A 24,856-nucleotide genomic window follows, 5' to 3' on the forward strand; every position below is an offset into this window, starting at 1 on the left:
CATGAAAAAAATACTGTCCGTACTAGCCCTTTGTTCTGTTCTTAGCCTGGGGATAACTTCGAATGGTTACGCATTTGATGCCGCTGACACACCTTCTCTTGAGCTACTCGCCTACAACGCGCCGCAGACTGAAGGTGATGCCCCGACTGACGAAAGCGCAGCCGTAGAAACTTCTGAAAGCTTTCATCAGCAAATTAAAGACACATTTATCGATGGTGGTCCCTTCTTCATGTCATTCGTATTAATATGTTTGATATTGGGTCTTGCACTCTGTATTGAGCGTATTATATACCTAAATATGGCGACTACCAACAAAACAAAGTTATTAAAGAATGTAGAAGACGCCCTTGCCACTGGTGGTATAGAAGCTGCAAAAGATGTATGTCGCAATACACGCGGCCCTATTGCATCTATTTTCTATCAAGGATTAGAGCGCTATGACGAAGGTATCGATATGGTTGAAAAATCAGTTGTATCTTATGGTGGTGTTCAAATGGGTCTTTTGGAAAAAGGACTTTCCTGGATTTCACTTTTTATCGCACTGGCCCCTATGCTTGGGTTCATGGGTACGGTAATTGGTATGATTGATGCCTTCAACGCGATTGAAGTAGAGAATAATATCTCTCCAGGGGTTGTTGCCGGTGGTATTAAAGTAGCCTTGATTACAACGGTTTCTGGTCTTGTTGTAGCAATTATTCTTCAGGTCTTTTATAATTATATCGTTTCTAAAGTAGATGGTATTGTAAACGATATGGAAGATGCATCAATCTCTTTGATTGATATGTTATTGCGTCACAGAACCCTTAAAAACTAAGATCCGGTATGGAAAATAAAACACTAGATAGCGCCTTAACGATTGGTGCCTTTATAATAGGTATAATCGGTCTAATTATGGGAATCATGATTATGAGAGGAAATGAAAGTGTAGTAGGTCCGGCTATCACCTTGTCTATGGTCGTAATGGGTGTAGCTGCTGCGGTGGCTATTCTATTCGGATTATTCCATTTTCTTACGAATATCAAGCGCAATATTCCAATGCTGATAGGTATTGTGGTTTTTGTGATTCTCGCAATTGTATGTTATACGCTGGCATCAGATACTGTGCTGCAATCTTATGACCCGGGAATTACAGAATCAGAATCTAAACTTAGCGGAGCCGGCCTTTTAATAATGTATGTGCTTGTGGTAGTAGCCGCAGGCGCCGCAATTGTAGGTGAAATAACGCGAATTTTTAAATAAAAAAGGAGTTAAATCATGGCAAGAAGAGGATTACAGGAAATCAATGCCGGCTCTATGGCCGATATTGCATTCTTGCTGCTTATATTCTTTCTGGTAACCACTACAATGGACCAGGACATAGGTATATTAAGACAGCTGCCGCCGCCGGTACCTGATGATATGGAAAAACCACCGGAGGTAAAACAGCGAAATGTTTATGAAGTACTCGTAAACAGTAATGACCAATTGCTTGTAGAAGGGCAACGAATGGACATTCGCGATTTGAAAGCCGGTGCAATTGAGTTCTACACCAACCCGAGTCAAAGCCCTGACCTTCCACAACTTACCCGTGTTTCTAGGACTGTGGTGCAAGACAATCTCAACAAATTGAGACAGGCCCTTTCTGAAGATCCTGAAAACAAGGAGATAAAAGATAAGATTGAAACCTGGGAAGATAAGCTCATTGCCATTGAACTAATAGGTGATTACAGCGAGTTGCCTTCATCAGCTCTTATCTCTCTTCAAAACGACCGTGGTACTTCTTATGATATGTACATCAGCGTACAAAACGAACTGAGTGCCGGAGTGAATGAATTGAGAAACACGCTGTCTGAAGAGAAATTTGGAGTGCCTTACAGCGCTTTAAATACATCTGATGACAATGATAAGCCTAAAATTAAGGCAATTCGAGCTGTGTATCCACAACGTATATCAGAAGCTGAACCAAAAGATTTGGGTACCAACTAAAATAGAATTACTATGAGCAAATTTGGTAGAAAAGGAAAGAAAAAGAACCCGGAGATCTCTACGGCATCGTTGCCTGATATTATCTTTATGCTTCTGTTTTTCTTTATGGTTGTAACTGTAATGCGCGAAGACGATCCTAAGGTGAAGATATCGAAGCCGAATGCTACGGAAACTGAAAAACTGGAGAAGAAGTCTCTTGTAGATTATATCAATGTTGGTCCACCTGTAAATAAGATACTCGGCACCGAGCCTTTGATTCAACTCGATGATTCATTTGCCGATTTATCGGATATTCGCCAATGGATTGAAGACAACAGAGAGCGCCGCGACGAAGCAGAGAAGCCGGCAATTACAACTTCGCTTAAGGTTGATAAAGACACCAGAATGGGAATTGTTACAGATATAAAGCAAGAATTGCGTGAAGCAAATGCACTAAAAATTAATTACTCGGTTAATAAAGGGTCTGCAATAGACAATTAACCTTACTGAATAAAACAAATAAGCCGCCTGATTCATCGAGTCAGGCGGCTTTTTTATGCCGATAAGCGTCTGCTTTTTCCGCTTTAACCTCCATATCCCGCCGATGGTAAACTGATAGGCAAATTTTAACATACCGGAGCGATTCTTGCGTTATAAATGTGATAACCCCACTAAAACTCACGAGCCGTGTATCACAGAGCAATACCTTCCATAAACGCCGGCTCAATGGCTGATATCGCGTTTTTACTACTAGTCTTTTTCCTTGTTACCACTACTTTAGATCAGGACTTGGGCATTAAAACCGTTTTACCTCCAATTAATCCAGAGGCAAACCCTTCGCCTCGCGGCGACCAAAATGTGCTCGAAATTTTGATAAATGGTGCCGACGAGCTGATGATAGAAGGAGAAAGAAAAAATTTCGCCGATATTAAGTCAGAGGTCCGAAATTTTTACACCAACCCGGACGAGCGCAGCGACCTTCCAAGATTAAAACTAATAACCCCCGCGCTGTGTAAAGAAAATCTTGGTAAAACTTCGAATGCACATCTCAACTCTTCAAAAAGCTGGAATGCATGGAAAACTAGACTGGAGTCAACAGAACTAATCGGGCCTTTCAAGGAACTTCCGAAAAATGCAGTAATCTCATTGCAAAACGATAGAAGTACGTCTTACGCAACCTATATCCTCGTTCAAAATGAATTAAATGCCGGTCTCAATGCATTGAGAAATGAATGTTCAGAGAAACATTTTGGGATGCCTTACGGCGAATTGGATGAAAACAATCCGGAAGATCGATTAAAGATTCGTGCTATTCGAATGGCCTTTCCCAGACGAATATCTGAAGCGGAACCGGTTGCTTTGGAGCCATAGAAAACTTGATTTTTATTACAGAGAAGAAAGTAAAATCGGCAGCGATGGGTCTTCTTCAACCGAAGCTCTCTAGATTTGAGAGATCCGAAAGGTTTTTGAACTAAGCGGAGCGTTCTCACGCAGCGTAGCAAGTAAACCTTTGGGGTCTGAATTTAACCAAACGTACGACCAGCGGTAGTCGTTTGCACGACCACAGAGTACTCGAATGAACAGTCCACACTGTCAACTTTATTTAAAAAATCTAGAAACTATTCAGGCGGAAGCCTTTCCTCATCATCAGGGATCAAAGCCGGTAATGGCTCATTACTCTTAATACGGTTTAAACCATATAATATTCCAGTTACCAAAACGACCGACAGCATGAGCAAAATTAAATCTGACCCGCTTGGCGTAAATGTATCAATATCCTCACTAATCTCTCCCTTGCTCATCATGTACAAAAGAAAAACTGCAAGGGCATTATTGGTGAAGTGCGCAATAATCGGAGTCCAAAGCGATCGACTCCAAAGAAAAAGATACCCCAGTAGAGCACCGAGCATCATGCGCGGCAAGAAACCATAAAATTGCATGTGCATAGCACTAAAAAGAGCGGCAGAGATCCAAACTCCGGTGTGCTTTTTTCCCGTCCATTTGATTAAAATCGGCATCAGCGCTCCGCGAAAAATCATCTCTTCGCCAATGGCCGGGAGCATGGCAACCACAACGATGTTGAATATGAAAATCCAAGGGTTATCGGTTTGAGTAATTGCTTTGGTGAGCTCGGCGGCGCCCTCTTCCATTCCGCCAAAAACATCTTCGACACCCGACATAAAATCGGGAAATTGCAATTGCATATTGAGCCAGGATAGCGCATTTATTGCAGGTAATGACGATACCATAACAATAATAGCTCCTATCGCAAAAAGTGGTTTTACGGGTATGAAGCCCAAATAATTCCGCCAATTGGTAGAAACCAAGGCCGCAAAAACAATAGACGGAACCACAAACATTCCAAGGTGTTGAAACATGAGCAACACTCTGTTAACCTGCACTATCTGCGGATTAGCATAATCTTGAATTGCCGCAGGATCAGAAAAAAAACTTATGCCCCAAACCGCATTTACAAGACCATTTGCCATAAATAAAAACACGGCAATCCCCATAAAACTAAGGAGAAAGAGAATAATAACTTGCAGAAAAGGGTCAGCTTTCGCAAAAGGCCTTTGAGCCATGAATTTCGATTTTGTAAATTTGCACACTTCGAAAAGCATTTCGACTGAGCTCAATGAACACTCAGTAAAAAACTTTCGAAAATAAAAATGGCAAAGATAGGTAATATTGATCTTGGTGATTTTCCGTTGTTGCTCGCGCCGATGGAAGATGTAAGCGACCCACCCTTCAGAGCGCTATGCAAACAGCATGGTGCCGACCTGATGTACACCGAGTTTATCTCGTCTGAAGGGCTTATTCGCGATGCTGCCAAGAGCATGCAGAAGCTGGACATATACGAATACGAACGACCGATTGGGATCCAAATCTTTGGCAGCGATCTGGAGCCAATGATTCAATCGGCTGAAATAGTAGAAGCTACAAATCCTGATATACTTGATATTAATTTCGGCTGCCCGGTAAAGAAGGTGGCCTGCAAGGGCGCAGGTGCCGGAATACTGCAGGATATTCCCAAGATGGTGCGTCTTACTGAAGCTGTGGTCAAAGCCACCAAGCTGCCTGTAACTGTAAAAACCCGGTTGGGCTGGAACGACGATACAAAGTACATTGTAGAAGTCGCCGAAAGATTGCAAGATGTTGGTATTCAAGCTATCTCAATTCATGGGCGCACCCGTGCACAAATGTATAAGGGCGAAGCAGATTGGACATTGATTCGCGAAGTGAAAGAAAATCCGCGTATCAACATTCCAGTTTTTGGCAATGGCGATATTACCACACCACAAAAAGCATTGGAATATAAAACCAAATACGGTGTGGATGGTGTAATGGTTGGTAGAGCCAGCATTGGCTACCCATGGATATTCAGAGAGATAAAACACTTTTTAGCCACCGGTGAGACCTTGCCTCCTCCGCAGCTAACTGAGCGTGTAGATGCAGCGCTACAACATTTAAAAATGGGACTCGAATGGAAAGGCCAACACCTTGGTGTCGTAGAAATGCGCCGCCACTACGCCAACTACTTCCGCGGAATGCATGGCTTTAAAGAACATCGTATAAGATTGGTAACCGAGGAAGATCCCGAAACGATTATTCAGCTTCTTGAAGAAATACGCGAGACTTATTCAGAGCATGTTTTTAGCTAATTGACTTAGATATTTGTCCAGTTGCGGGCAAAACATAGCCGCACGCACACGCTCGCGTCTCGCGAGGGTGGCCTTCTCTGTCGTCTTGTTATTAATCCCGAAGCAATCGGGGCTAGGCTCAACTTGACAGAAAATAGTTTAATGAGCAAAACCCTGAAAAATTGATATTAAAACTTTTCGCAGCCAAAGAAGCCCGGCGGGACGCCGGATGAAGCGGCCCCTCGCGAGACACGAGCGATGGCACACACAAACCCCGCTACGCGATTCTTACATGAGTCTGTTTTCGTAGTGGAGAGACTGAATTTAATGACAATTTGACGAGACGCCCGCGCTCCGCAGGGTATCAACCCTGCGGCTAAACTTTTAAACAAAAATTATTTTAAAGATAACTCTGACATTGGTTTTCAATGAGGGTTTGCAGGTTTAGTGTAAAAAGCCCTGCATAGTAGTCTTGGCGAATACAGAGTGCTCTGTGCCCACTAAATTGCTCCATTTGCTGTTGGCTTTTCTGCATACCAAAAGAAATTTCGATTCCCCAGCGAAGTAAGTACAGCTGTCCAAATTCTTTGTGATAGATACTTTCATCATAGAGACTAGTCAAAAGCACCTCGGTCTATCCTGTGGTAAGTATAACCTTGACCATTCTCACTTTGATTCTTGTCTGGGAAGTAACGACCAAACCCTTTTCTCTTAGCATGCGTATTGCTCTTGCTGTTGCGGCTATTTCAGCTGTTTGGCTTTTCGCTTTGCTTTTCACAAATTGTTTTACTTCACTATTGAATCCTACAGTACAGCGCATTACAAAGTTGCGGGGTCCCTCTTGATTTATAAAGAGATACATCAAGCCAAAGCTTGGGTAACCCCGGTCAAAAAGTGTCAGACTGTCTTTATAAATTTGCTCTACGCGTTCAGCCAGGATAGCTTTTTCCGATTTTATGATTGGAAAAATATCTCCCCACACAGCAATATCATTGAGCACATCATGTATTTGCATGACTCTGGCCATGGGAATCTGTGCCTTATCGTTGCCTTGCAGTCCAAACTCTTTCCCCACGTCTCCAACATTCATAAGTCTCACCGTAGACCCATCAACAGCAAGCAGCCTAAAACCTTTCCAACGTTTTATCTTGTCGCCATAATGCATGTAGAAAGTCACGAGCCCAAAAGATTTTATAAAGAAGGAGGGGATCGTTCCCTTAGGTCGGTTCTTCCGAGACAGCTTGAGAATAAGCGCTGATATTGATACGGTTATTGTTATTTCAAGCATGGGTTGCGTAGGATGTTTGGAAAGTAAGCTGGCAGAAATCAACAAAATAGGATATTTAACAAAATATGCGATCATTACTGATTCGAAAACCGCAAAAATCCATACTGTTGGAAAAATCATTGAAAACAAAAATCAAGTGTATATTGATAGTAGCAATAGAATAACCCGCTATCGTATCATTGGTGATTTTTTGACATCGATTGTCCTAAGCGGAGACAGCGTGGTGGCGGTAGACAAAAATTTTGGATTTTAAATAAAAGATGTCACTGTAGCATGGATCTATGAAGATTTCAATATCACCATCTCCAGAATGCCTTAAATCGTGAATCTATTTTAAATCTGAATTTATAATTTTCTTGAGTTCGTCGTTAATTCATATTGTTAGATATTCTCCATCAAAACAGCCCAATCATTAATTAAACCCAATAGACCAAAAGTTGGATTGTCATGCATCGATGTTCTCCAAACTTCTTTACTTATGTCTTATTAATGCGAATCAAGGGTTGAAAATAAGCGAAATAAAAACTGCCGCCAACTTTCCGAACACTTGAACAAGCAGGCCTTTGGTTGACCTTACTTTGCTGGCCCTTTGGATGTCGGTTTTTTCGATAAGCCAATTAAAAAACGACTCTATGGGCTGACGAACCTCCGAGACGGCTCGGGAGTACAGGTCGTCCGCGGCCTTGCCAAACATCCTTTCCCACTCGGTCTGCCCTTTTATACCTTACCGGTGTCCGCATCGTGGAGTCCCTGTCGTTTTCGAGCGACGAGAAAAAAGGTTTGTCCGTGTATATTTTGTCCCCGAAGAAACACCTGCCTTCAATGCCCGCCCATGCCTGCTTGAACACGTTCAGGTCGTTCTCGGATGCGGGGGTCAAGAGCACCTGTTCCGGGAAGGGCATCTTGCCTTCCCTCCTGAAGCCAAGGGCGTGGAGCTTCAGGCCGTGGTACCACATCCGTTTGGTAGAGCAGTAGCTTTTGTCCACCAGCCCCGCAGCGACGCGGCTGCCACGCTTGCCCGAGCAGACGACGATGGGCATGGAGTCCAGCAGGCTTTGCCGTGTGGAACAGTCTGAAGGCCTGAACTCGGTGATCAGCGTTTCGCCCAGCCGCCTAAAGGCGCCGCTGAGGCTGTTGATCCTGTTGTTGAAAGCGGCGTACGAACCGAGATCAGGAAACCAGTCGCGCAGGTAGTCGTGGGCGAACCTGTGCTTGAGCTTTGTCCGTTGTTCTTCCAAAGCTGTGAACATGTAAATAGTCATGATCTCTTGGTCGGTGAGCTTAGAGTACTTGTTGTTGCTGAACCTCTCGCATTGGTATTTGAGTTCTTCGTCATACCTTGCGCAGACATAAAAGTAAATTTCTATCAGTTTCAAACATTTTGCCTTGGGGATCATGCCTTGTGAATATGTGGTTATAATCATACAAGGTATTGATTTTCAGGGTGTTTAACTAATTTTTTACCATCTATTTAACTGATTTTCAAGTGTTTATATCAACACGGAATTGCTCATATCCAACCCTTGATTCGCATTATTAAACAGAAAGACATCTTCATGTTCTGAAAACAACACAGGAGAATCCACTTCGTCTAATGGTTTTACATTTTTCATATTGCAGGTAACATTTAAATCAGATAATTACACGTTTGTGACTTATCTATAGATGCAACACGTTCTCGCAGGGTCGATACCCTGCAAAGCTTACATAAGTCTGTTTTCGTAGTGAAGAAACCGAGCTTAATGACAATGTGACGAGAAACCGGAAAAAAATGCCCACGCTCCGCAGGGTATCAACCCTGCGGCTAAACTTTCAAACGAAAGTTATTTTAAATAATTACATATCAATTATTTACACTTTTTGTGACTTATTTATCTAAAGATGTAATTCGTTCTCGCAGGGTCGATACCCTGCAAAGCTTACATGAGTCTGTTTTCGTAGTGAAGAAACTGAGCTTAATTACAATGTGACGAGAAAACGAAAAAAACATCTCCAGGCCAAAGGTTTGGCGATGGAATATGAATGGTCGCCGAGCTTAGCCCGAAAAAATATTCGTGCATTAGTGGCTATTATTCAAACTAAACATTCGAATACCGTCGCGTAAAAACTTGAACAGGAACAAGAGAAGAGATCAATCCGCAAACAAGCACAAGCGCAAAAATGGCAAGTAGATCGGGAGAATTAATCTCAACCGGATAATATTCCACAAGCCCTCCTTCAAGCCTTATAAGGCCATAATTTCGCTGTAGATAAACGAACAAAAACCCGAGGCCGATGCCAAAGGATGCTCCTACAAGGTTTATTAAAGCCCCTTCTATAAAAAATATCTGCTTGATTAATCCAGTTGAGGCACCCATCCCCGAAAGGATGCCGATATCATTTCGTTTTTCATTAATGAGCAAGGTGAGTGCTGCGATAATATTAAATGTGGCGATGAGCATGATAAAGCCCATTATCAGAAAAGTAGCCCATTTTTCAGTACGGTTTGTCTTGTAAACCAGACCATTTTTCTGCTGCCGGGTTTCCACTCTGTAATTTGCACCAAGCAGAGCCTGTAATTCGTCCTGCACCTTATCAGCATTGGCATTTGGCAATAGCCGTAACTCTAATGTCGAGTATTCATTGTTGTATCTTAAAAGATCGCTGGCATAATTGAAGGGAACGATTACATAATCTGAATCAAAATCAATATTAATTGAGAAAATTCCGGCAACAGGAATACTCCGGCGGTTGAGCGCACTCTCCATATTTTGGCGCAGGTTCATACCGCGAATCACAGCTGAAAGTTGTAGAGGATTAAAAATCTGCTCAAACATTCGGAGATTCAAGTCATACTTCACGCCGACGCCAATAAGCGCAGCAGCTGTATTTTCAATTTCGAGACTTGCTACACCATCTATCACCATAGAGTCCATACCAGCTTCTATCAAAAATCCGGGCTCCACTCCTTTTAACTTTACAATGCGCTGCTTGCCGTCGTATTGGGCAAAGACCCTTTCTTCAATTACCCGCGAACAGGATTTTACACCGACGATTGATTCAATTGAAGCACAGTTAATACTATCGGCTTTTATTACTTTATCTGTAAGTGGGAGAATGGAGATATCGGCATCAAAATAGCTGTACCGCTCATCTATCAAAGTATCTATTCCATTAAAAGCAGATAGAATTACAACCATTGCCATGGTAACCAGTGCCACTACAAGCATGCAAATCATGCTCATTATGGAGATAATTGAAAGGGTATTTTTCGAAAGAAGATACCTTCTGGCAATGAAGTAACTAACGTTCAACCGGTTATTCTTTAAGTAAATTGTCAATTTCCTCGGCGTAGTCGAGGCTGTCGTCGAGATAGAAATATAGCTCTGGAACGATGCGCAATTGCTTCCCAACGACATTGCCCAACAAGCCGCGGATTTTAGAAGTTTTAGAGCGAATCATTTCAATAAATTCCTTTTTATCGCTCCCACTATTGGCAAAATAGCTGAGATAAGCGCGTGCCGCTCCCAAATCTGGGCTCATACGAACAACCGTAACGGTAATAAAGGCTCCACCAAAGTGAACCTTGGCATTCTGCTGAAAAATTAGGGCTAATTCTTGTTGAATAAGTTTGGCGACTTTTTCTTGTCGGATAGAAGACATAGGGCTAAAATTTTAATAGAGAAAATTATTGTAGGGATACCGCACCTCGTGAATCTCTTTCACATGGGTGTAAATATTATCCCGCAGTTCTTCGATATTCATTTTTTTGGTGGCAGATATAAACACCACATCGGCAGCGTCTATTCGCGACATCCACGTGCGCTTTAGCTGTTCCAAAGGATCTGTGAATACGTCAGGATCAATATCCTGCGGATCTACAGGCTCTGGCTTGTAAGCATCTACCTTATTAAAAACCACAATGGTAGGTTTATCTTTAGAATCTATTTCGGCGAGTGTCGCATTTACGGTTTCGTAATGATCTTCAAAATTGGGATGAGAAATATCCACAATATGCATAAGGATGTCTGCCTCCCGCACCTCATCAAGGGTGCTTTTAAAAGACTCTACGAGTTGCGGCGGCAGCTTTCTGATAAAGCCAACAGTATCGCTCAATAAGAATGGGAGATTTCCAAAAACTACTTTACGCACTGTTGTGTCGAGGGTTGCAAACAGCCTGTCCTCGGCAAATACTTCCGATTTGCTGAGCAGATTCATAATGGTCGATTTTCCTGCATTGGTATATCCCACCAGGGCTACCCGCACCATGGCACCACGATTAGATCGCTGGGTATGCATTTGCTTGTCAATCTGCTTTAGCTTTTCTTTTAGCTTGCTGATTTTATTGCGGATCATCCTACGGTCAGTTTCAATCTCTTTTTCACCCGCTCCACCACGTGTTCCCGTTCCACCGCGCTGGCGCTCAAGGTGAGTCCACATACGTGTAAGCCGCGGAAGCAAATATTGCGAGCGAGCCAGCTCCACCTGCGTTCTGGCCTGAGCCGAACGTGCGCGCAGTAAAAATATGTCGAGAATTAATAAGCTCCTGTCGTAAATTTTTCGATCAAAAAGTTTCTCCAGATTTCGCATTTGCGAAGGCGACAGATCGTCATCAAAAATAAGTACGTCTATTTCATTATCCTTTACATAATTGAGAATCTCTTCGGCTTTACCTTTTCCGATAAAGGTTTTGCCATCAGGCAAATCCATTTTTTGGGTAAACGATTTTACTGAAGCAATTCCGGCGGTTTCAGCAAGAAATGCCAACTCGTCAAGATAATCATCTACCTGGTCTACAGTTTCATCGCGTGTAATTAACCCTATAAGAACTGCCCTTTCCTGTATGGTGGAAGTTTCAATATTTTCTGCCATTCAATATTTTAATTTACTGTAAAGATAAGCAGTTGATATTAATGTACATAAATACCAATGCAATAGAATCAAAAAGATCTATCCAAGACGCAAATTTCGCGAACGCGAAACACTACGGAATAATATAACCCGCCTACATCCCGGGAAACCAAGGCCGCCCAACGATCTCTCGAAATGGCCAGGGAATACTTACAAGCGTGATAATGAACGCAATAAGAAAGTACCAAAATATCTTTTTATGCTTGGCCGTATCATTCTCCATTTTCTTAGAGCTTACCCGTCCAACAGTAACAAGTACAATAGCGATTAACATTCCCAAACTATGCTCAATGCTGTAAAAACGAATGAGTTTATCAGACATTTCTCCCAGTTGACTATGCCAGCCTTTTAAAAAATACAAAGCAAACCCCAAAACCAATTGCAGGTGGAAAGCGATAAGGGTAAGCAGCGACCAGAGGTTATCAGGTTTGGTAAATGGTTTTTTGTTACTCATTCCACCAAAACTTCTTATCAGCGCAATAACGATTGCTATGAGTGCAAACCAGCGCAGAAAATTATGTAAATGAAGTAGTCCTGTTATCATCTTAAATATTTTTTGGTAAAGGTATAAATTGCCTGAATATGGAAAATGGATTATGAACTGGTTATCCATTGCTGGAGATGGCGTGCTAACCCACTAGGAATGAACCTTATTTTAATACATACCTTACACTTAAGCCAATGCCCTCTCCCACAAACCACCGATCACCGGTAAAATGAAATGAAGGTTTATAGTCAATAGAAACATTGATTGGAAAATCTGGAAAGCAGTATTCAATCCCTCCAATCAAATCGGCTCCGAGATTGATGTAAGTCGTTGTGTTTTTTGCTTCAGGTGGATTTATGGTATTGTCTCTGCCATGAAAGCCTAAATGCATTCCACCACCGATATACCAGAAGGTATTTTCATTGTGAAACGCCTTCTGCGATTTTTCTATAAGCGCAGTAAATTCAACGCCACCCCATCTTATTGCTACAATACCTTCGGCAAAATACTGCGCGTTAAGTTGATGCTTATACGTAAGAAGCCCGCCATACGAAGCCCGCGACCCCACTGCCGATTTATAGCTTTGGGCAATGGCTCCGCTCAAAAAAAAGAAAGCCGCGATACACACCGCGGCTTTCAGAATATGTATTCGCTTAAAGCGTTCCGCGACTCTCCTGCTCTCTTTCAATGGCTTCAAAAAGTGCTTTAAAGTTTCCTTTCCCGAAGCTTTTCGCTCCTTTTCGCTGAATAATCTCAAAGAACATAGTAGGCCTATCGACTACCGGTTTGGTGAATATTTGCAATAAATATCCTTCGTCGTCGCGATCTATCAAGATTCCAAGTTCTTTAAGCGGCTCCAGTTCTTCGTCTATTTCACCAACCCTGTCAAGAACGGTATCGTAATAGATATCCGGAACACGCAAAAACTCAACTCCGCGGTTTCTTAAATCTATTACTGTTTCAATAATATTATTGGTTGCTACCGCAATATGCTGAACGCCAGAATCGTGATAGAAATCGATATACTCCTCAATCTGTGATTTTTTCTTTCCTTCTGCGGGTTCATTAATCGGAAATTTAATCCTTCCATTTCCATTGCTCATTACCTTACTCATCAAGGCAGTGTATTCAGTAGAAATATCTTTATCGTCAAAAGACATAAGCTGGGCAAAACCCATAACTCGTGCATAAAATTCAACCCACTTGTTCATTTCGCCCCAGCCAACATTTCCAACCATGTGATCTACGTAACGTAAACCTGTCGGAGCTGGGTTGTAGTCGCTTTCCCACTTTCTAAATCCTGGCATAAATGGTCCGTCGTAATTTTTTCGCTCTATAAAAATGTGAACAGTCTCACCATAGGTATGAATTCCCGAACGGATAATATGACCATGGTCATCTTCCATACGTTGTGGCTTCATATATGATTTTGCTCCGCGTTTAGTAGTTTCTTCCCAAGATTTTGTAGCATCATCTACCCAAAGCGCCACCACTTTTACACCATCTCCGTGCTTCACAATATGTTCATTAATTGGGCTGTCTGGCGTAAGCGGAGAGGTAAGAACCAATCTTATTTTATCTTGCTGAAGCACATAGCTCACCTGATCTTTATTTCCAGTTTCTAAACCCGAAAATGCCACTGATTGAAATCCGAATGCTGTTTTATAATAATGGGCAGCCTGTTTTGCATTTCCTACATAAAGCTCCACATAGTCCGTTCCGTTAAGCGGCAGAAAATCTTCTGCATTCGGTATTACTTTCTCCAAATTTAAGGCTTCGCCTGTTGTTGATGTCATAATTTATGTTTTAAAATTTTCCTTTCGGGAAATGGCGCAAGTAGCGGATATATAGCAAATTGTAGTTATATAATCGACTCGCTTGATTCATCCCAAATCTACCCAAACCTCCCGGTTTCAGTATTATACCATAGTATTTTTCAAATATACGAAAAATGGTTGGTAGCGGCTATATAGATTCTTACCCCTAATTAACAAATTAATCGAAAACGATAGCTATTTTTGACATAGAAATCTAAAAAGCCCGTTAAAATGAAAAAATCTTTATTCTTAGTCGCAATACTTATTTCTGTGGCATCATTTGCGCAAACTTCTTACACGCTATCTTCTTATACTTCGGCTTATGAAGAGCTCACCACCCCTATTCCAGTTGAATTTCTGTTTGACGAAGATGGGCATTGGGATAATCCTTTTTTCATAATCCCATTTGGATTTGATTTTCAGATAGGGGGTGAAACGTTTAATTCATCAACTCAGTTCGGAGGTGGTGCAATGATGGGTTTTGGAAATTTTTTAAATCCGAACCTTAGCGTCATAACATTTTTTGGATTAACTGATGATTTTGTTGATGGGTCTACTATTGAAGGGCTTGATTCATCAATTATTTCTTACCAAATAGTGGGAAGTGTGGGCGATAGAATTGCAAAAGTTCAATATGAAAATGCTGCTTTTTATGAGGAAATAGCAAGTCCAGAAGCTGCTGCTGAAAACAGAATGGACTTTCAGTTATGGTTTTACGAGCAAAATGGCATTATGGAAGTGCACTATGGCAGTTCAAATATCCCAAACCCAGACCTTGCTTTTTTTGAAAATATGGGGCCATCAGGTGTTTTGGCTGTTAACTATAATCTAGATTCAGAGACTATAGACTATGGTGCAGCAATTATTGGAAACCCTGTAGATCCTACTTTGTTTACTTTTACAATTGTTCCGGATGAGGAATTTCAAACATCCTTAGATTCAATGCCAATTTCTGGTCAGGTGCATCGCTTAGCGCCGGCAAGTCCCAATGCGGTTTTTAATGCCAAAGCACCAGCATTTAGCATTTACCCAACAATAGCTCAAAACGAAATTTGGATAAAAAATGCGCCACAACTGAGCGCCGCTTACCGCATTTTGGACATCACCGGTAAAGAAGTGAAGGCCGGAAAAACGCAAAGTCAAAGTTCGATTAATGTTTTAAATCTGAATTCAGGCATTTATCTTATTTCAATAGACGGAATGGGCAATGCAGCTAAATTTATCAAGAAATAACCAAACCTTTTTCAAATCAAAAAAGATGATACCCTAAATGTGTATCTGCTTTTTTATTTGCTCATTCATTTTGATTTATAATCGCAATATTATCCACTCAAACAATGAACCTTTAGAGAAATGAAAAAACCTTTACTTTTAGTTGCAATGCTTTTTGGTGTAGCGGCATTCGCACAAAACAGTTACACACTAACTACTTACACCTCAGAGTATTCTAACTTGATAGACTCAACGCCCGCCGATTTGAGCGATGAAGGTGGTGAACCATGGGACGATCCGAATTTTGTAATACCATTCGGGTTTGACTTTGAAATTGGCGGTGAAACATATAATTCGGCCTTTCAAATAGATTATGGTGCTTTTATGGCCTTTGGTGATATTGCAAATATTGAAACTGATCAATTTCAAGTATTTGGAATCTATGACGATATAGCCGACCTGGCTGAAATTGAAGGCCAAGAACCTTCTCTTATTAACTATGTGATTGATGGCGAGCCTGGCAATAAAATCGCAAAAATTGAGTATACCAATGCCGGATTTTACGATGCGATAAATGCCGATGAGCCCGCTGTAGAAAATCTAACCAACTTTCAATTGTGGTTTTATGAAGCGAATGGCATTATGGAAATTCATTTCGGGGAATCGAATATCCCAGATATGGATTTGGCTTATTTTCAAAATTCGGGCCCAACAATAGCCTGTGGCTTAAACTATTTGTATAATTCTGAAACTGTTGATTATGGCGCAACAGTAAAGGGCGATCCTATTAATCCTTCCCTTTTCGAATATACAGATTTGGGGGCTACTTATGTACAAGGGACTAATAGTTTAAATGTTACGCCTGCATCTGGTCGGGTATATCGCCTTACTCCGTCCATCGAGACTGGGGTTGATGATGTTAATCTGCCAGAATTTAGTATTTACCCTACTATAGCTAAAAGTGAAATTTGGGTGAAAGATGTAAAGGTTGACAACGCTACTTACCGCATTATGGACATTACAGGTAAAGAAATACATACAGGTAAATTACAGACTAAAACCAGCATAAATGTTTCGAGTTTAAGATCAGGTTTGTATATCATTTCCATAGATGGAGTGGGCAATACATCCAAGTTTATTAAGAATTAAAAGACCCTTATCAAATCAAAAAAGCCGTTACGCAAATTGAGTAACGGCTTTTTTAATTGTATTAAATGAACAAGGGGAAATCTTGAGGTTGCGAAATGCGACCGCAAAGAGTCCATTCCTACTAAAAAGCCAAAAGCCATCACGATTAATTCGCAATGGCTTTTCAAATCATAATTTCAAGGCTATTTAATTTACTCCAACCACGATTTCCAATACTCTTCATCGGCAATAGCCATAGCCTGCTTCGTCATTTTCAATGGCTTAAAAGTGTCTACCATAACGGCCAGCTCTTCAGTTTCTTTTTTACCAATACTGCGCTCGGCTGCCCCGGGGTGCGGCCCGTGAACCGCTCCTGCGGGATGAATCGTAATATTTCCTTTCTCAATATTATTCCGGCTCATAAAGTCGCCGTCAACATAATATAGCACTTCGTCAGAATCTATATTGCTGTGATTGTATGGCGCCGGAATCGATTGAGGATGGTAGTCGTACATGCGCGGAACAAATGAGCAAATTACAAAACCGGCAGCCTCAAAAGTCTGGTGTATTGGCGGCGGCATGTGCACCCTTCCGGTAATGGGTTCAAAATCGTGAATAGAAAAAGCGTAGGGATAATTGAAGCCATCCCAGCCAACCACATCAAATGGATGAGTGGCATAGGTAAAATGATAGAGCTTATCTTCTTTTTTGATTTTTACTAAAAACTCACCTTTCTCGTCGGTAGGCTCCAAATATTCCGGTCGGCGAATATCACGTTCGCAAAATGGAGAATGCTCCATTAATTGCCCAAAATTATTTCTGTAACGCTTTGGTGTGTAGATGGGGCTAAACGATTGAACGATAAGCAGTCGATTTTTTGAAGCTTTAAATTCCATTTGGTAAATCATACCGCGAGGCACTACGAGATAATCACCATAAGAAAAGTCAAGATCGCCCATGAGCGTATGCATAGTTCCCTCGCCTTCGTGGATGAAAATAACCTCATCAGCATCTACATTCTTATAGTAGTAGTCTTTCATCGATTCACGCGGTGCAGCAAGTTCAATATAGCAATCCCTATTAACAAGCACCGGCGTACGGCTGTCGAGATAATCGTCTTTTGGCTTCACCTCAAATCCGCGAAAGCGGTAAGCCTTCATGTTGTGATCTAAAGCTATTTCGGGTTTTATATCAAGCGTCTCTCCAATTTCCTTCACCTGCGTAGGTCTGTGCATGTGGTATAGAAGCGACGACATACCACTAAAACCCTCTGTTCCAAATAGCTGCTCATAATACAGAGAACCATCTGCTTTTTTAAAGGCTGTATGTCTTTTATGTGGAATTTTTCCAAGTGTATGATATATAGGCATATAATTATTGTTTAGGGTAATGTATTTCTACAAATATATACAATCGCATCGTTTCTTTTTTAAAGATCATTCTACCCGTGAGATGCCATTAGGAACTCAAAGTCTTGTCGATTCTTAACAGACCATTAAAATATTTATGCGCTTAGAAACTCGTAAATCCGTAAATTTGCGTGAATTTTTGAATTTAGATTTTATGTCTTCTACAAATATATTGGTGGTAGGTGCCGCCGGACAGATTGGAACAGAACTCGTTATCGCACTTCGTGAGCAGTACGGCTCAGATAGGGTTGTGGCCTCTGATTTAAATCCAAAACCAATTGATGCACTTGCTAATGGCCCTTACGAATCTATCAATGTATTGGATAAGCATAGATTGCTTGAAGTAGTAAAATCTTATAAAATAACAGAGATTTATCAGCTTGCAGCCCTCTTATCGGCTACTGCCGAACAGAAACCCGCGTTGGGTTGGGATTTAAACATGAATGGATTATCAAACGTGCTTGACCTTGCCCGCGACGGGCATATTAAACGAATTTTCTGGCCGAGCTCAATAGCTGTTTTTGGGCCGCATACTCCCAAAGTGAAAACCCCGCAGCGTACTATTATGGAGCCAACTACGGTTTACGGAATCACAAAAGTGGCTGGTGAAAGCTGGTGCGAATACTATAACAAGCGTTATGGCACAGATGTACGAAGCGTGAGGTATCCCGGAATAGTGGGCTACAAAAGCAATCCGGGTGGGGGAACTACAGATTACGCTGTTCACATTTTTCATGAAGCCATTAAAAACGGAACTTATGAGTGCTTTTTGAGCGAACAAGCCGCCCTGCCTATGATGTATATGCCTGATGCAATTAAGGCAACCCTTGAAATAATGAATGCTCCGTCAGACCAAATCAAGTTGCGTACGAGCTATAATATTTCCGGTGTATCTTTTACACCCGATGTATTGGCAGAAGCCATAAAGCAACATATTCCCGACTTTACAATTTCGTACAATCCTGATTATCGCGACGGAATAGCTAAAAGCTGGCCGAGTAGCATTGATGATTCTATGGCACGCGAAGATTGGGGCTGGAAACCGGACTATTCGCTTGAAAGAATCGTATCAGACATGCTCGAGCATTTACGCGAAAAGGCCGTTTAACACTTGCTTATCAGGCTACTTATCGCACTAGAGAAAAAGCCTTAATTTAGGCTCCGAAAACCGAACCTTTTTTATTTTAAGCGCGTATAAATTCCAAAAGTTTATACTTTGATGAAACGCTTTCCGCTCACTTTCTTATTTTTCCTGACGCTCATTTTTCTCAGCTATCCTGCGGGTGCCGACGCGGTATATGGGCAAAGTGCTATAAAACAAAATTATACCGACAATCAAGGGCGCCGACAAGGATACTGGATCATTCTTGGGTCTTTGAGCTCTGATGATGGTTACAACGCCAATCAAAAAGTTGAAGAAGGAGAATATCTTGACAATAAGCGGACAGGAGTTTGGAAAAAATACTACCCAACCGGAAGTTTGCAAAGCGAAATAAACTATTTGGAAAATCATCCTTACGGCCATTACACCACTTACTATCCTAACAATCGGGTAGAAGAATCAGGGTATTGGACTGCGAATAAAAACACAGGCGATTTTAAACGCTTTCATGAAAATGGAAAACTCGCTCAGGACTTTAATTTTAATTCACACGGTAAAAGAGATGGTGAGCAGAAGTACTACTATGCTGACGGAACCTTGCAATGTACGGTAGAGATAGATAATGGCGTGGCTCACGGAATGTATATGCTCTACTATCCAAACGGTGAATTGCGCGAAGAAAAGAGAATTACCAACGGCGAAGTGGAGAAAGAAAGCGTAAAAACCTTCACTTTGGATAAAGCTCCAAAAGGCGAAATTACAGTCCCTAAATTATCTGCAGAAGAAACGACTCCGAATAAATCTGACCGTCCGAATTTGGCAGAATTTAAAGCTACCGGATCAAACACGCTTTACAATAGAAATAAGCAAATAACCCAGGTAGGCCACTTTTTGGAAGGCCGCCTCTGGAATGGAAAATGGTATAAATACGATGAAAACGGAATCTTGCGACGGGTGGAAGTTTATAAAGAAGGCAGATTCATTGGCTACGGAATCATTGACGATTCAAACAAATGAGTAAATTTGGCCGGAAATGCATCTTTTTATAACCATTCATGAGCAGTACCCTTTTCATTACCAATACGCTTTCGCGGAAAAAAGAAGAGTTTAAACCCCTAAACCCACCCCACGTGGGTCTTTACGTTTGCGGACCTACCGTGTACAGCGATGTGCATTTGGGAAATGTGCGTTCGTTTTTAAGTTTCGATATCGTTTTCAGATACTTAAGCTACCTCGGGTATAAAGTGCGCTACGTGCGCAATATTACAGATGTAGGCCATTTGGTAAACGACGCTGACGAGGGCGAGGACAAAATCGCAAAAAAAGCCCGTCTTGAAGAGTTAGAACCAATGGAAATCGTACAAAAATACACCAATGGTTTTCACGATGTAATGCGCATTTTCAATATTCTACCTCCATCTATAGAGCCCACAGCCACAGGCCACCTTATTGAACAAATGGAAATGGTAAAACGCATTATTGCGGCTGGCTATGGATATGAAGTAGATGGGTCGGTATATTTTGATGTAAGAAAATACAATGAAGACCATAATTACGGAGAGCTTTCGGGTAGAAATATCGATGACTTGCTTTCTAATACCCGCGCGCTCGACGGCCAGGATCAAAAGCTCGACCCGCTCGATTTTGCTATCTGGAAAAAAGCCGAGCAAGGCCATATTATGTTCTGGCCATCGCCTTGGGGTGAAGGATTTCCTGGTTGGCACCTGGAATGCTCGGCCATGAGCACCAAATATCTCGGCAATGAATTTGACATTCACGGAGGTGGTATGGACTTGAAATTCCCTCACCACGAATGTGAAATAGCCCAAAATATTGGCGCAAACGGGAAGAACGGCCCTAGAATATGGATGCACGGAAATATGCTAACCGTGCAGGGGCGCAAGATGGCCAAATCTGAAGGTAATGGGTTTACACCGGAAGAATTGATTACCGGAAATCACAAACTCCTTGACCAAGGCTATAGCCCAATGACGGTGCGCTTCTTTATGCTTCAGTCTCATTACGGAAGCACGCTTGATTTTTCAAACGATGCACTGCGCGGTGCAGAAAAAGGGTACAAACGCTTGATGGATGGTTACGAAACTCTTCAAAGTCTTACGCCTTCCGGTGAATCTACTATAGATGTGGCTGCTCTAAAAGAAGCTTGCATCGATGCAATGAACGACGATTTCAGTACGCCAATTCTTATTTCTAAACTCTTTGACGGTGTAAAGACAATCAATCTTATAAAAACGGGAGCCGAAAAAGCCTCTGAAGGTGATTTAAAAGAATTAAAAGAACTCTTCCACGACTTTATTTTTGATGTGCTCGGCTTCCGAAAAGAAGACGAACAATCAGGTGCAGGAAGTGATTTAACAGCATCGCTCATTGAGCTAGCAATTAGTCTGCGAAAAGCGGCAAAGCTCAACAAAGACTTTACTACTGCAGATCAAATTCGCGAAGAACTCACCAAAATAGGCGTTACACTTAAAGATAATCCTGACGGAACGGATTTTATAATTGGTTAGAGCTGAATTCTGAGTTTATCTTTGAAATTTTTTCAAGTTATCACTACGGAAATAAAGCAGTAAACGGATTCAAAACCAACCCTTTCGCGCACCCCAAACCCCTTCCATACGGACTCTCTTTGGTCGAAAGGGACGATCCCTGCGCACGCTTCATTTGTTCCAATACAAATTTAATTTACAAGACTCTAATTACAAAAGTCATTACAAAAGAAAAATTCGATCTTTTATTAGAAGTGTGCGGCGGCACCCTATAGGGACGGGGCGCGCGGAGAGATTCACTGCGCAGCAGCAAAAAATCATTCGTCCATTTGTAGCTACCAAATCACATAAGCCCAAAAAATCTCCAAATAAAATTTACCCTTTGTGTATATTCGAAGTTTCTAAATAAACTTCATGAGCACCGATAAAAAAACCTTATATCTTCTTGACGCCTACGCATTGATTTACAGAGCATATTACGCTTTTATCAGAGCGCCACGCGTAAATTCTGCCGGTTTGAATACCTCTGCCATGTTTGGATTTACAAATGCTCTGGCAGATATTATCAATAATCACAAGCCGACACATATTGCCGTTGGATTTGACATTTCAGGACCTACGTTTAGAAATGATGACTATCCTGCGTATAAAGCCAATCGCGAAGAAACTCCTGACGATATAAAAATTGCCATTCCCTATATCAGACAAATTATAGAGGGGTTTAATATACCTATTCTTGAAAAAGAAGGGTTTGAAGCCGATGATATAATAGGAACCATCGCCAAGAAAGCGGAGATAGAAGGTTTTGAAGTATTTATGGTTACCCCCGATAAAGATTTCGGGCAGCTCGTAACCGAACACATCAAGATTTTAAAACCTGCCCGCATGGGAAATGGCAGCGAAGTAATGGGCATAAAAGAAGTCTGTGAAAAGTTTGGCGTAAAGCGCCCCGAGCAGGTTATTGATATGCTCGGTCTCTGGGGCGACGCTGTCGATAACATTCCCGGAATACCGGGAATAGGCGAAAAGACAGCCAAAAAGTTACTTGCCGAATACGACAGCGTAGAAGGCCTGATTGCCAATGCTGACAAACTAAAAGGCAAGCAAAAAGAAAATGTAATCAAGTTTGCCGAGCAAGGACTCTTATCTAAAAAGCTCGCCACCATCATTCTCGATGCACCTGTAGACTTTAACCCAAAAGAACTCGAACTGGAAGAGCCAAATAAAGAGGTGCTTCGTGAGCTGTTTTCAATTTTAGAATTCAGAACCATCTCAGAGCGCCTGCTCGGAGAAAAAATCCAAGCCAATACCGCAGCTGGCGATCAAATGGATTTGTTCTCTTCGGTAGAGAATTCTGATACTGATGCAGAACCTGCTTCAATGTCTGATTTTGATGCATCAGCAGTAAAGTACAATACCATTGAAACCAAGGATAAGCGCACAACCTTTATTAGAGACCTGATGAAACAAAAGGTGGTATGCTTTGATACGGAAACCACTTCTGTAGATGCAAATTCAGCCGAGCTTGTTGGCATGTCATTTTCCTGGAAAAGTGGGGAGGCTTATTATATCCCTCTTCCGGAAAATGAAAATGGATCAAAGTTTATTCTCAAAGATTTTAACGATTTCTTTGCCGCCGAAAACATCTTGAAAATAGGTCATAATCTTAAGTACGATATTACTGTTCTGGCCTGGTACGGCATAGAGGTAAAGGGAAAAATGTTTGACACCATGCTTGCTCATTATCTCATTCAGCCCGATATGAAGCACAATATGAATGAGCTGGCCGAAACGTATTTAAGTTACAGACCTATCAGCATTGAAACCCTCATTGGCAAAAAAGGTAAAAATCAGGGTAGCATGCGCGATGTGCCAGTAGAAGAGGCAGCACCTTACGCCTGCGAAGATGCAGATATTACCTACAGACTCTACGAAAAATTCGCTCCCGAAATTGAAAAAGAACCGGGTTTAAAAAAGCTTTTTTATGAAATTGAAATGCCCCTTATGCCCGTGCTTGCGCGCATGGAGTTTTGCGGTGTGAAAATAGATACTGATTCGCTGGCTGAAATATCAAAGAATCTAGAGATTGAAGCACTAAAGCTCGAAGAGGAAATTTATGAAATCGCGGGGACCAACTTTAACCTGGCAAGCCCAAAACAGCTGGGTATTGTACTCTTTGAGGATTTGAAAATTGCTGACAAGCCCAAGAAAACCAAAACAGGCCAATATTCTACCAATGAAGAAACCCTTTTAAAGCACGCCGACGACCATCCGATAGTTGGAAAAATTCTGGACTTTAGACAGATAATGAAGCTAAAAAGCACTTACGTCGATGCCTTGCCAGAATTGGTTAACCCGCGAGATCAGCGGATTCACACTACGTATATGCAGGCGGTGGCTGCTACGGGTAGGCTTAGCTCACAAAATCCTAATTTGCAAAATATTCCCATCCGCACCGAGCGAGGACGTGAAGTTAGAAAGGCTTTTATCCCCTCTTCTGCCGACCGGGTAATATTCGCAGCTGACTATTCGCAAATAGAGCTTAGGCTAATGGCCGAAATGAGCGGCGATATAGCTATGCTAGAAGCCTTTACCAGTGGGGAAGATATTCACGCGGCAACTGCAGCGAAGGTTTTTAATGTTGATTCTAAAGATGTGGATCGCGAAATGCGTAGCAAAGCTAAAATGGTAAACTTTGGGATTATCTATGGAATATCTGCCTTTGGACTGGCGCAGCGCCTTGGCATATCGCGAACTGAAGCCTCAGAATTGATAGAAAATTACTTCATTCAGTATCCCGGCATTAAAGCTTATATGGACGAAAGTATAGAGCGTGCGCGTAAAAACGGATATGTAGAAACCATTTTAAAGCGCCGCCGCTACCTCAGCGATATCAATAGTCGGAATGCTACCGTGCGCGGATTTGCAGAGCGAAATGCAATTAATGCCCCCATTCAGGGATCGGCTGCCGATATGATAAAAGTGGCGATGATAAAAGTTGATGAGCTATTCAAAAAAGAAGGAATCAAATCAAACATGATCCTTCAGGTGCACGATGAGCTCGTTTTTGACGCCGAGAAATCTGAACTCGATAAAATACGCGTTATCGTAGAAAGAGAAATGCGTCAGGCTATACCACAGCTCAAAGTTCCCATAAAAGTAGATATGGATACAGGAGATAACTGGCTGGAAGCACATTAAAATCTGAGCGCTAACAAGCCAGTCGTTTGTTTTATTAAACTGCCTTATTCCGGCATTAAACCCGCCCGGTTGGATATTGATCTTTCCAACCTTGACAAACTATTTACGTAAAATCATTTTGTACGGACTACTTATGGGGCTCAATACACATCTCAAAAAAATTATTTCTTATTGAAACCTTTTGAGACCTACTAAAGTAAAAGCACACGAACAAAGTCTCCTTAAATGTG

24 protein-coding genes are annotated in these 24,856 nt (G+C 41.7%); 13 read left to right on the plus strand and 11 right to left on the minus strand.

Annotation, left to right across the window (positions count from 1 at the left end; genetic code table 11):
• Nucleotide 1: 1 nt before the first annotated feature.
• The 5 genes from G3O08_RS10095 (at nt 2) to G3O08_RS10115 (ending at nt 3,315) form a co-directional block, all read left to right on the plus strand.
• On the plus strand, nt 2–814 hold the full coding sequence (locus G3O08_RS10095) for a MotA/TolQ/ExbB proton channel family protein (RefSeq protein WP_163285243.1): 813 nt from the start codon (nt 2–4) through the stop codon (nt 812–814).
• Between the two features lie 8 nt (nt 815–822).
• Nucleotides 823–1,239 carry a hypothetical protein gene (locus tag G3O08_RS10100; protein WP_163285244.1) on the plus strand — a complete coding sequence of 139 codons (417 nt, stop codon included), beginning with the start codon at nt 823–825 and terminating at the stop codon, nt 1,237–1,239.
• Between the two features lie 15 nt (nt 1,240–1,254).
• A complete protein-coding gene (locus tag G3O08_RS10105) occupies nt 1,255–1,965 on the plus strand; it encodes an ExbD/TolR family protein (RefSeq protein ID WP_163285245.1) in 711 nt (236 codons plus the stop codon).
• 12 nt (nt 1,966–1,977) lie between these two features.
• Nucleotides 1,978–2,445, plus strand: a complete 468-nt coding sequence (locus G3O08_RS10110) for an ExbD/TolR family protein (protein ID WP_163285246.1) — start codon at nt 1,978–1,980, stop codon at nt 2,443–2,445.
• 186 nt (nt 2,446–2,631) lie between these two features.
• Nucleotides 2,632–3,315, plus strand: a complete 684-nt coding sequence (locus tag G3O08_RS10115) for an ExbD/TolR family protein (RefSeq protein WP_163285247.1) — start codon at nt 2,632–2,634, stop codon at nt 3,313–3,315.
• 248 nt (nt 3,316–3,563) lie between these two features.
• Here the strand turns inward: G3O08_RS10115 and G3O08_RS10120 are convergent, their stop codons facing one another.
• Nucleotides 3,564–4,526: a CPBP family intramembrane glutamic endopeptidase gene (locus tag G3O08_RS10120; protein ID WP_163285248.1), complete on the minus strand. Its 963-nt coding sequence runs from the start codon at nt 4,524–4,526 to the stop codon at nt 3,564–3,566.
• A gap of 87 nt (nt 4,527–4,613) precedes the next feature.
• On the opposite strand from G3O08_RS10120, the gene dusB reads away from it, so the two are divergent.
• A complete protein-coding gene (dusB, locus tag G3O08_RS10125) occupies nt 4,614–5,606 on the plus strand; it encodes a tRNA dihydrouridine synthase DusB (protein WP_163285249.1) in 993 nt (330 codons plus the stop codon).
• Between the two features lie 379 nt (nt 5,607–5,985).
• Here dusB and G3O08_RS10130 read toward each other — a convergent pair whose 3' ends face one another.
• A complete protein-coding gene (locus G3O08_RS10130) occupies nt 5,986–6,207 on the minus strand; it encodes a hypothetical protein (protein ID WP_163285250.1) in 222 nt (73 codons plus the stop codon).
• Nucleotides 6,208–6,219: 12 nt separating this feature from the next.
• On the minus strand, nt 6,220–6,873 hold the full coding sequence (locus tag G3O08_RS10135) for a hypothetical protein (protein WP_163285251.1): 654 nt from the start codon (nt 6,871–6,873) through the stop codon (nt 6,220–6,222).
• On the opposite strand from G3O08_RS10135, the gene G3O08_RS10140 reads away from it, so the two are divergent.
• Nucleotides 6,872–7,126: a hypothetical protein gene (locus G3O08_RS10140; protein ID WP_163285252.1), complete on the plus strand. Its 255-nt coding sequence runs from the start codon at nt 6,872–6,874 to the stop codon at nt 7,124–7,126. The genes G3O08_RS10135 and G3O08_RS10140 overlap by 2 nt on opposite strands.
• Before the next feature lie 364 nt (nt 7,127–7,490).
• Here G3O08_RS10140 and G3O08_RS10145 read toward each other — a convergent pair whose 3' ends face one another.
• The 7 genes from G3O08_RS10145 to hppD form a co-directional block, all read right to left on the minus strand.
• Nucleotides 7,491–8,297 carry a transposase gene (locus G3O08_RS10145; RefSeq protein ID WP_204336842.1) on the minus strand — a complete coding sequence of 269 codons (807 nt, stop codon included), beginning with the start codon at nt 8,295–8,297 and terminating at the stop codon, nt 7,491–7,493.
• 654 nt (nt 8,298–8,951) lie between these two features.
• Nucleotides 8,952–10,166: an ABC transporter permease gene (locus tag G3O08_RS10150; RefSeq protein ID WP_163285253.1), complete on the minus strand. Its 1,215-nt coding sequence runs from the start codon at nt 10,164–10,166 to the stop codon at nt 8,952–8,954.
• A 4-nt stretch (nt 10,167–10,170) separates the two neighbouring features.
• Entirely contained in the window at nt 10,171–10,515 is a 345-nt protein-coding gene (gene rbfA, locus G3O08_RS10155; protein ID WP_163285254.1) for a 30S ribosome-binding factor RbfA, read from the minus strand.
• Between the two features lie 12 nt (nt 10,516–10,527).
• Nucleotides 10,528–11,724, minus strand: a complete 1,197-nt coding sequence (gene hflX, locus G3O08_RS10160; protein ID WP_163285255.1) for a GTPase HflX — start codon at nt 11,722–11,724, stop codon at nt 10,528–10,530.
• 133 nt (nt 11,725–11,857) lie between these two features.
• Nucleotides 11,858–12,307, minus strand: a complete 450-nt coding sequence (locus G3O08_RS10165) for a hypothetical protein (RefSeq protein ID WP_163285256.1) — start codon at nt 12,305–12,307, stop codon at nt 11,858–11,860.
• Between the two features lie 106 nt (nt 12,308–12,413).
• Nucleotides 12,414–12,947 carry a hypothetical protein gene (locus G3O08_RS10170; protein WP_163285257.1) on the minus strand — a complete coding sequence of 178 codons (534 nt, stop codon included), beginning with the start codon at nt 12,945–12,947 and terminating at the stop codon, nt 12,414–12,416.
• Complete coding sequence (gene hppD, locus G3O08_RS10175; protein WP_163285258.1) at nt 12,904–14,046, minus strand: 4-hydroxyphenylpyruvate dioxygenase; 1,143 nt, start codon at nt 14,044–14,046, stop codon at nt 12,904–12,906. Before hppD ends, G3O08_RS10170 begins: the two co-directional genes overlap by 44 nt.
• Nucleotides 14,047–14,298: 252 nt before the next feature.
• On the opposite strand from hppD, the gene G3O08_RS10180 reads away from it, so the two are divergent.
• On the plus strand, nt 14,299–15,300 hold the full coding sequence (locus tag G3O08_RS10180; protein ID WP_163285259.1) for a T9SS type A sorting domain-containing protein: 1,002 nt from the start codon (nt 14,299–14,301) through the stop codon (nt 15,298–15,300).
• A 120-nt stretch (nt 15,301–15,420) separates the two neighbouring features.
• On the plus strand, nt 15,421–16,428 hold the full coding sequence (locus tag G3O08_RS10185) for a T9SS type A sorting domain-containing protein (protein WP_163285260.1): 1,008 nt from the start codon (nt 15,421–15,423) through the stop codon (nt 16,426–16,428).
• 191 nt (nt 16,429–16,619) lie between these two features.
• Here G3O08_RS10185 and G3O08_RS10190 read toward each other — a convergent pair whose 3' ends face one another.
• Nucleotides 16,620–17,777, minus strand: coding sequence for a homogentisate 1,2-dioxygenase (locus tag G3O08_RS10190; protein ID WP_163285261.1), 1,158 nt, complete (start codon nt 17,775–17,777; stop codon nt 16,620–16,622).
• A gap of 193 nt (nt 17,778–17,970) precedes the next feature.
• Here G3O08_RS10190 and G3O08_RS10195 point away from each other — a divergent pair, with 193 nt between their 5' ends.
• The 4 genes from G3O08_RS10195 to polA all read left to right on the plus strand — a co-directional run bounded on the left by G3O08_RS10195 (nt 17,971) and on the right by polA (nt 24,626).
• Nucleotides 17,971–18,924 carry an NAD-dependent epimerase/dehydratase family protein gene (locus tag G3O08_RS10195; RefSeq protein ID WP_163285262.1) on the plus strand — a complete coding sequence of 318 codons (954 nt, stop codon included), beginning with the start codon at nt 17,971–17,973 and terminating at the stop codon, nt 18,922–18,924.
• Nucleotides 18,925–19,035: 111 nt separating this feature from the next.
• The gene (locus tag G3O08_RS10200; protein ID WP_163285263.1) at nt 19,036–19,935 is read left to right on the plus strand and encodes a toxin-antitoxin system YwqK family antitoxin; all 900 of its coding nucleotides are present in this window, start codon (nt 19,036–19,038) and stop codon (nt 19,933–19,935) included.
• A gap of 38 nt (nt 19,936–19,973) precedes the next feature.
• Nucleotides 19,974–21,446, plus strand: coding sequence for a cysteine--tRNA ligase (gene cysS, locus G3O08_RS10205; RefSeq protein ID WP_163285264.1), 1,473 nt, complete (start codon nt 19,974–19,976; stop codon nt 21,444–21,446).
• A gap of 393 nt (nt 21,447–21,839) precedes the next feature.
• Nucleotides 21,840–24,626 carry a DNA polymerase I gene (polA, locus tag G3O08_RS10210; protein ID WP_163285265.1) on the plus strand — a complete coding sequence of 929 codons (2,787 nt, stop codon included), beginning with the start codon at nt 21,840–21,842 and terminating at the stop codon, nt 24,624–24,626.
• The last annotated feature ends 230 nt before the right edge of the window (nt 24,627–24,856 follow it).

It is taken from the genome of Cryomorpha ignava, assembly GCF_010686655.1.
Classification (GTDB): domain Bacteria; phylum Bacteroidota; class Bacteroidia; order Flavobacteriales_D; family Cryomorphaceae; genus Cryomorpha; species Cryomorpha ignava.

What these genes read in the sequence shown, in the direction of transcription:
- cysS (WP_163285264.1), top strand. Translation starts at nt 19,974, where the DNA reads ATGAGCAGTACCCTTTTCATTACCAATACGCTTTCGCGGAAAAAAGAA.
- G3O08_RS10195 (WP_163285262.1), top strand. Translation starts at nt 17,971, where the DNA reads ATGTCTTCTACAAATATATTGGTGGTAGGTGCCGCCGGACAGATTGGA.
- G3O08_RS10120 (WP_163285248.1), bottom strand. Translation starts at nt 4,526, where the DNA reads ATGGCTCAAAGGCCTTTTGCGAAAGCTGACCCTTTTCTGCAAGTTATT.
- G3O08_RS10095 (WP_163285243.1), top strand. Translation starts at nt 2, where the DNA reads ATGAAAAAAATACTGTCCGTACTAGCCCTTTGTTCTGTTCTTAGCCTG.
- hflX (WP_163285255.1), bottom strand. Translation starts at nt 11,724, where the DNA reads ATGGCAGAAAATATTGAAACTTCCACCATACAGGAAAGGGCAGTTCTT.
- G3O08_RS10200 (WP_163285263.1), top strand. Translation starts at nt 19,036, where the DNA reads ATGAAACGCTTTCCGCTCACTTTCTTATTTTTCCTGACGCTCATTTTT.
- G3O08_RS10100 (WP_163285244.1), top strand. Translation starts at nt 823, where the DNA reads ATGGAAAATAAAACACTAGATAGCGCCTTAACGATTGGTGCCTTTATA.
- G3O08_RS10185 (WP_163285260.1), top strand. Translation starts at nt 15,421, where the DNA reads ATGAAAAAACCTTTACTTTTAGTTGCAATGCTTTTTGGTGTAGCGGCA.
- G3O08_RS10180 (WP_163285259.1), top strand. Translation starts at nt 14,299, where the DNA reads ATGAAAAAATCTTTATTCTTAGTCGCAATACTTATTTCTGTGGCATCA.
- G3O08_RS10105 (WP_163285245.1), top strand. Translation starts at nt 1,255, where the DNA reads ATGGCAAGAAGAGGATTACAGGAAATCAATGCCGGCTCTATGGCCGAT.
- G3O08_RS10135 (WP_163285251.1), bottom strand. Translation starts at nt 6,873, where the DNA reads ATGCTTGAAATAACAATAACCGTATCAATATCAGCGCTTATTCTCAAG.
- rbfA (WP_163285254.1), bottom strand. Translation starts at nt 10,515, where the DNA reads ATGTCTTCTATCCGACAAGAAAAAGTCGCCAAACTTATTCAACAAGAA.
- G3O08_RS10190 (WP_163285261.1), bottom strand. Translation starts at nt 17,777, where the DNA reads ATGCCTATATATCATACACTTGGAAAAATTCCACATAAAAGACATACA.
- G3O08_RS10140 (WP_163285252.1), top strand. Translation starts at nt 6,872, where the DNA reads ATGGGTTGCGTAGGATGTTTGGAAAGTAAGCTGGCAGAAATCAACAAA.
- G3O08_RS10165 (WP_163285256.1), bottom strand. Translation starts at nt 12,307, where the DNA reads ATGATAACAGGACTACTTCATTTACATAATTTTCTGCGCTGGTTTGCA.
- hppD (WP_163285258.1), bottom strand. Translation starts at nt 14,046, where the DNA reads ATGACATCAACAACAGGCGAAGCCTTAAATTTGGAGAAAGTAATACCG.
- G3O08_RS10145 (WP_204336842.1), bottom strand. Translation starts at nt 8,297, where the DNA reads ATGATTATAACCACATATTCACAAGGCATGATCCCCAAGGCAAAATGT.
- G3O08_RS10110 (WP_163285246.1), top strand. Translation starts at nt 1,978, where the DNA reads ATGAGCAAATTTGGTAGAAAAGGAAAGAAAAAGAACCCGGAGATCTCT.
- dusB (WP_163285249.1), top strand. Translation starts at nt 4,614, where the DNA reads ATGGCAAAGATAGGTAATATTGATCTTGGTGATTTTCCGTTGTTGCTC.
- polA (WP_163285265.1), top strand. Translation starts at nt 21,840, where the DNA reads ATGAGCACCGATAAAAAAACCTTATATCTTCTTGACGCCTACGCATTG.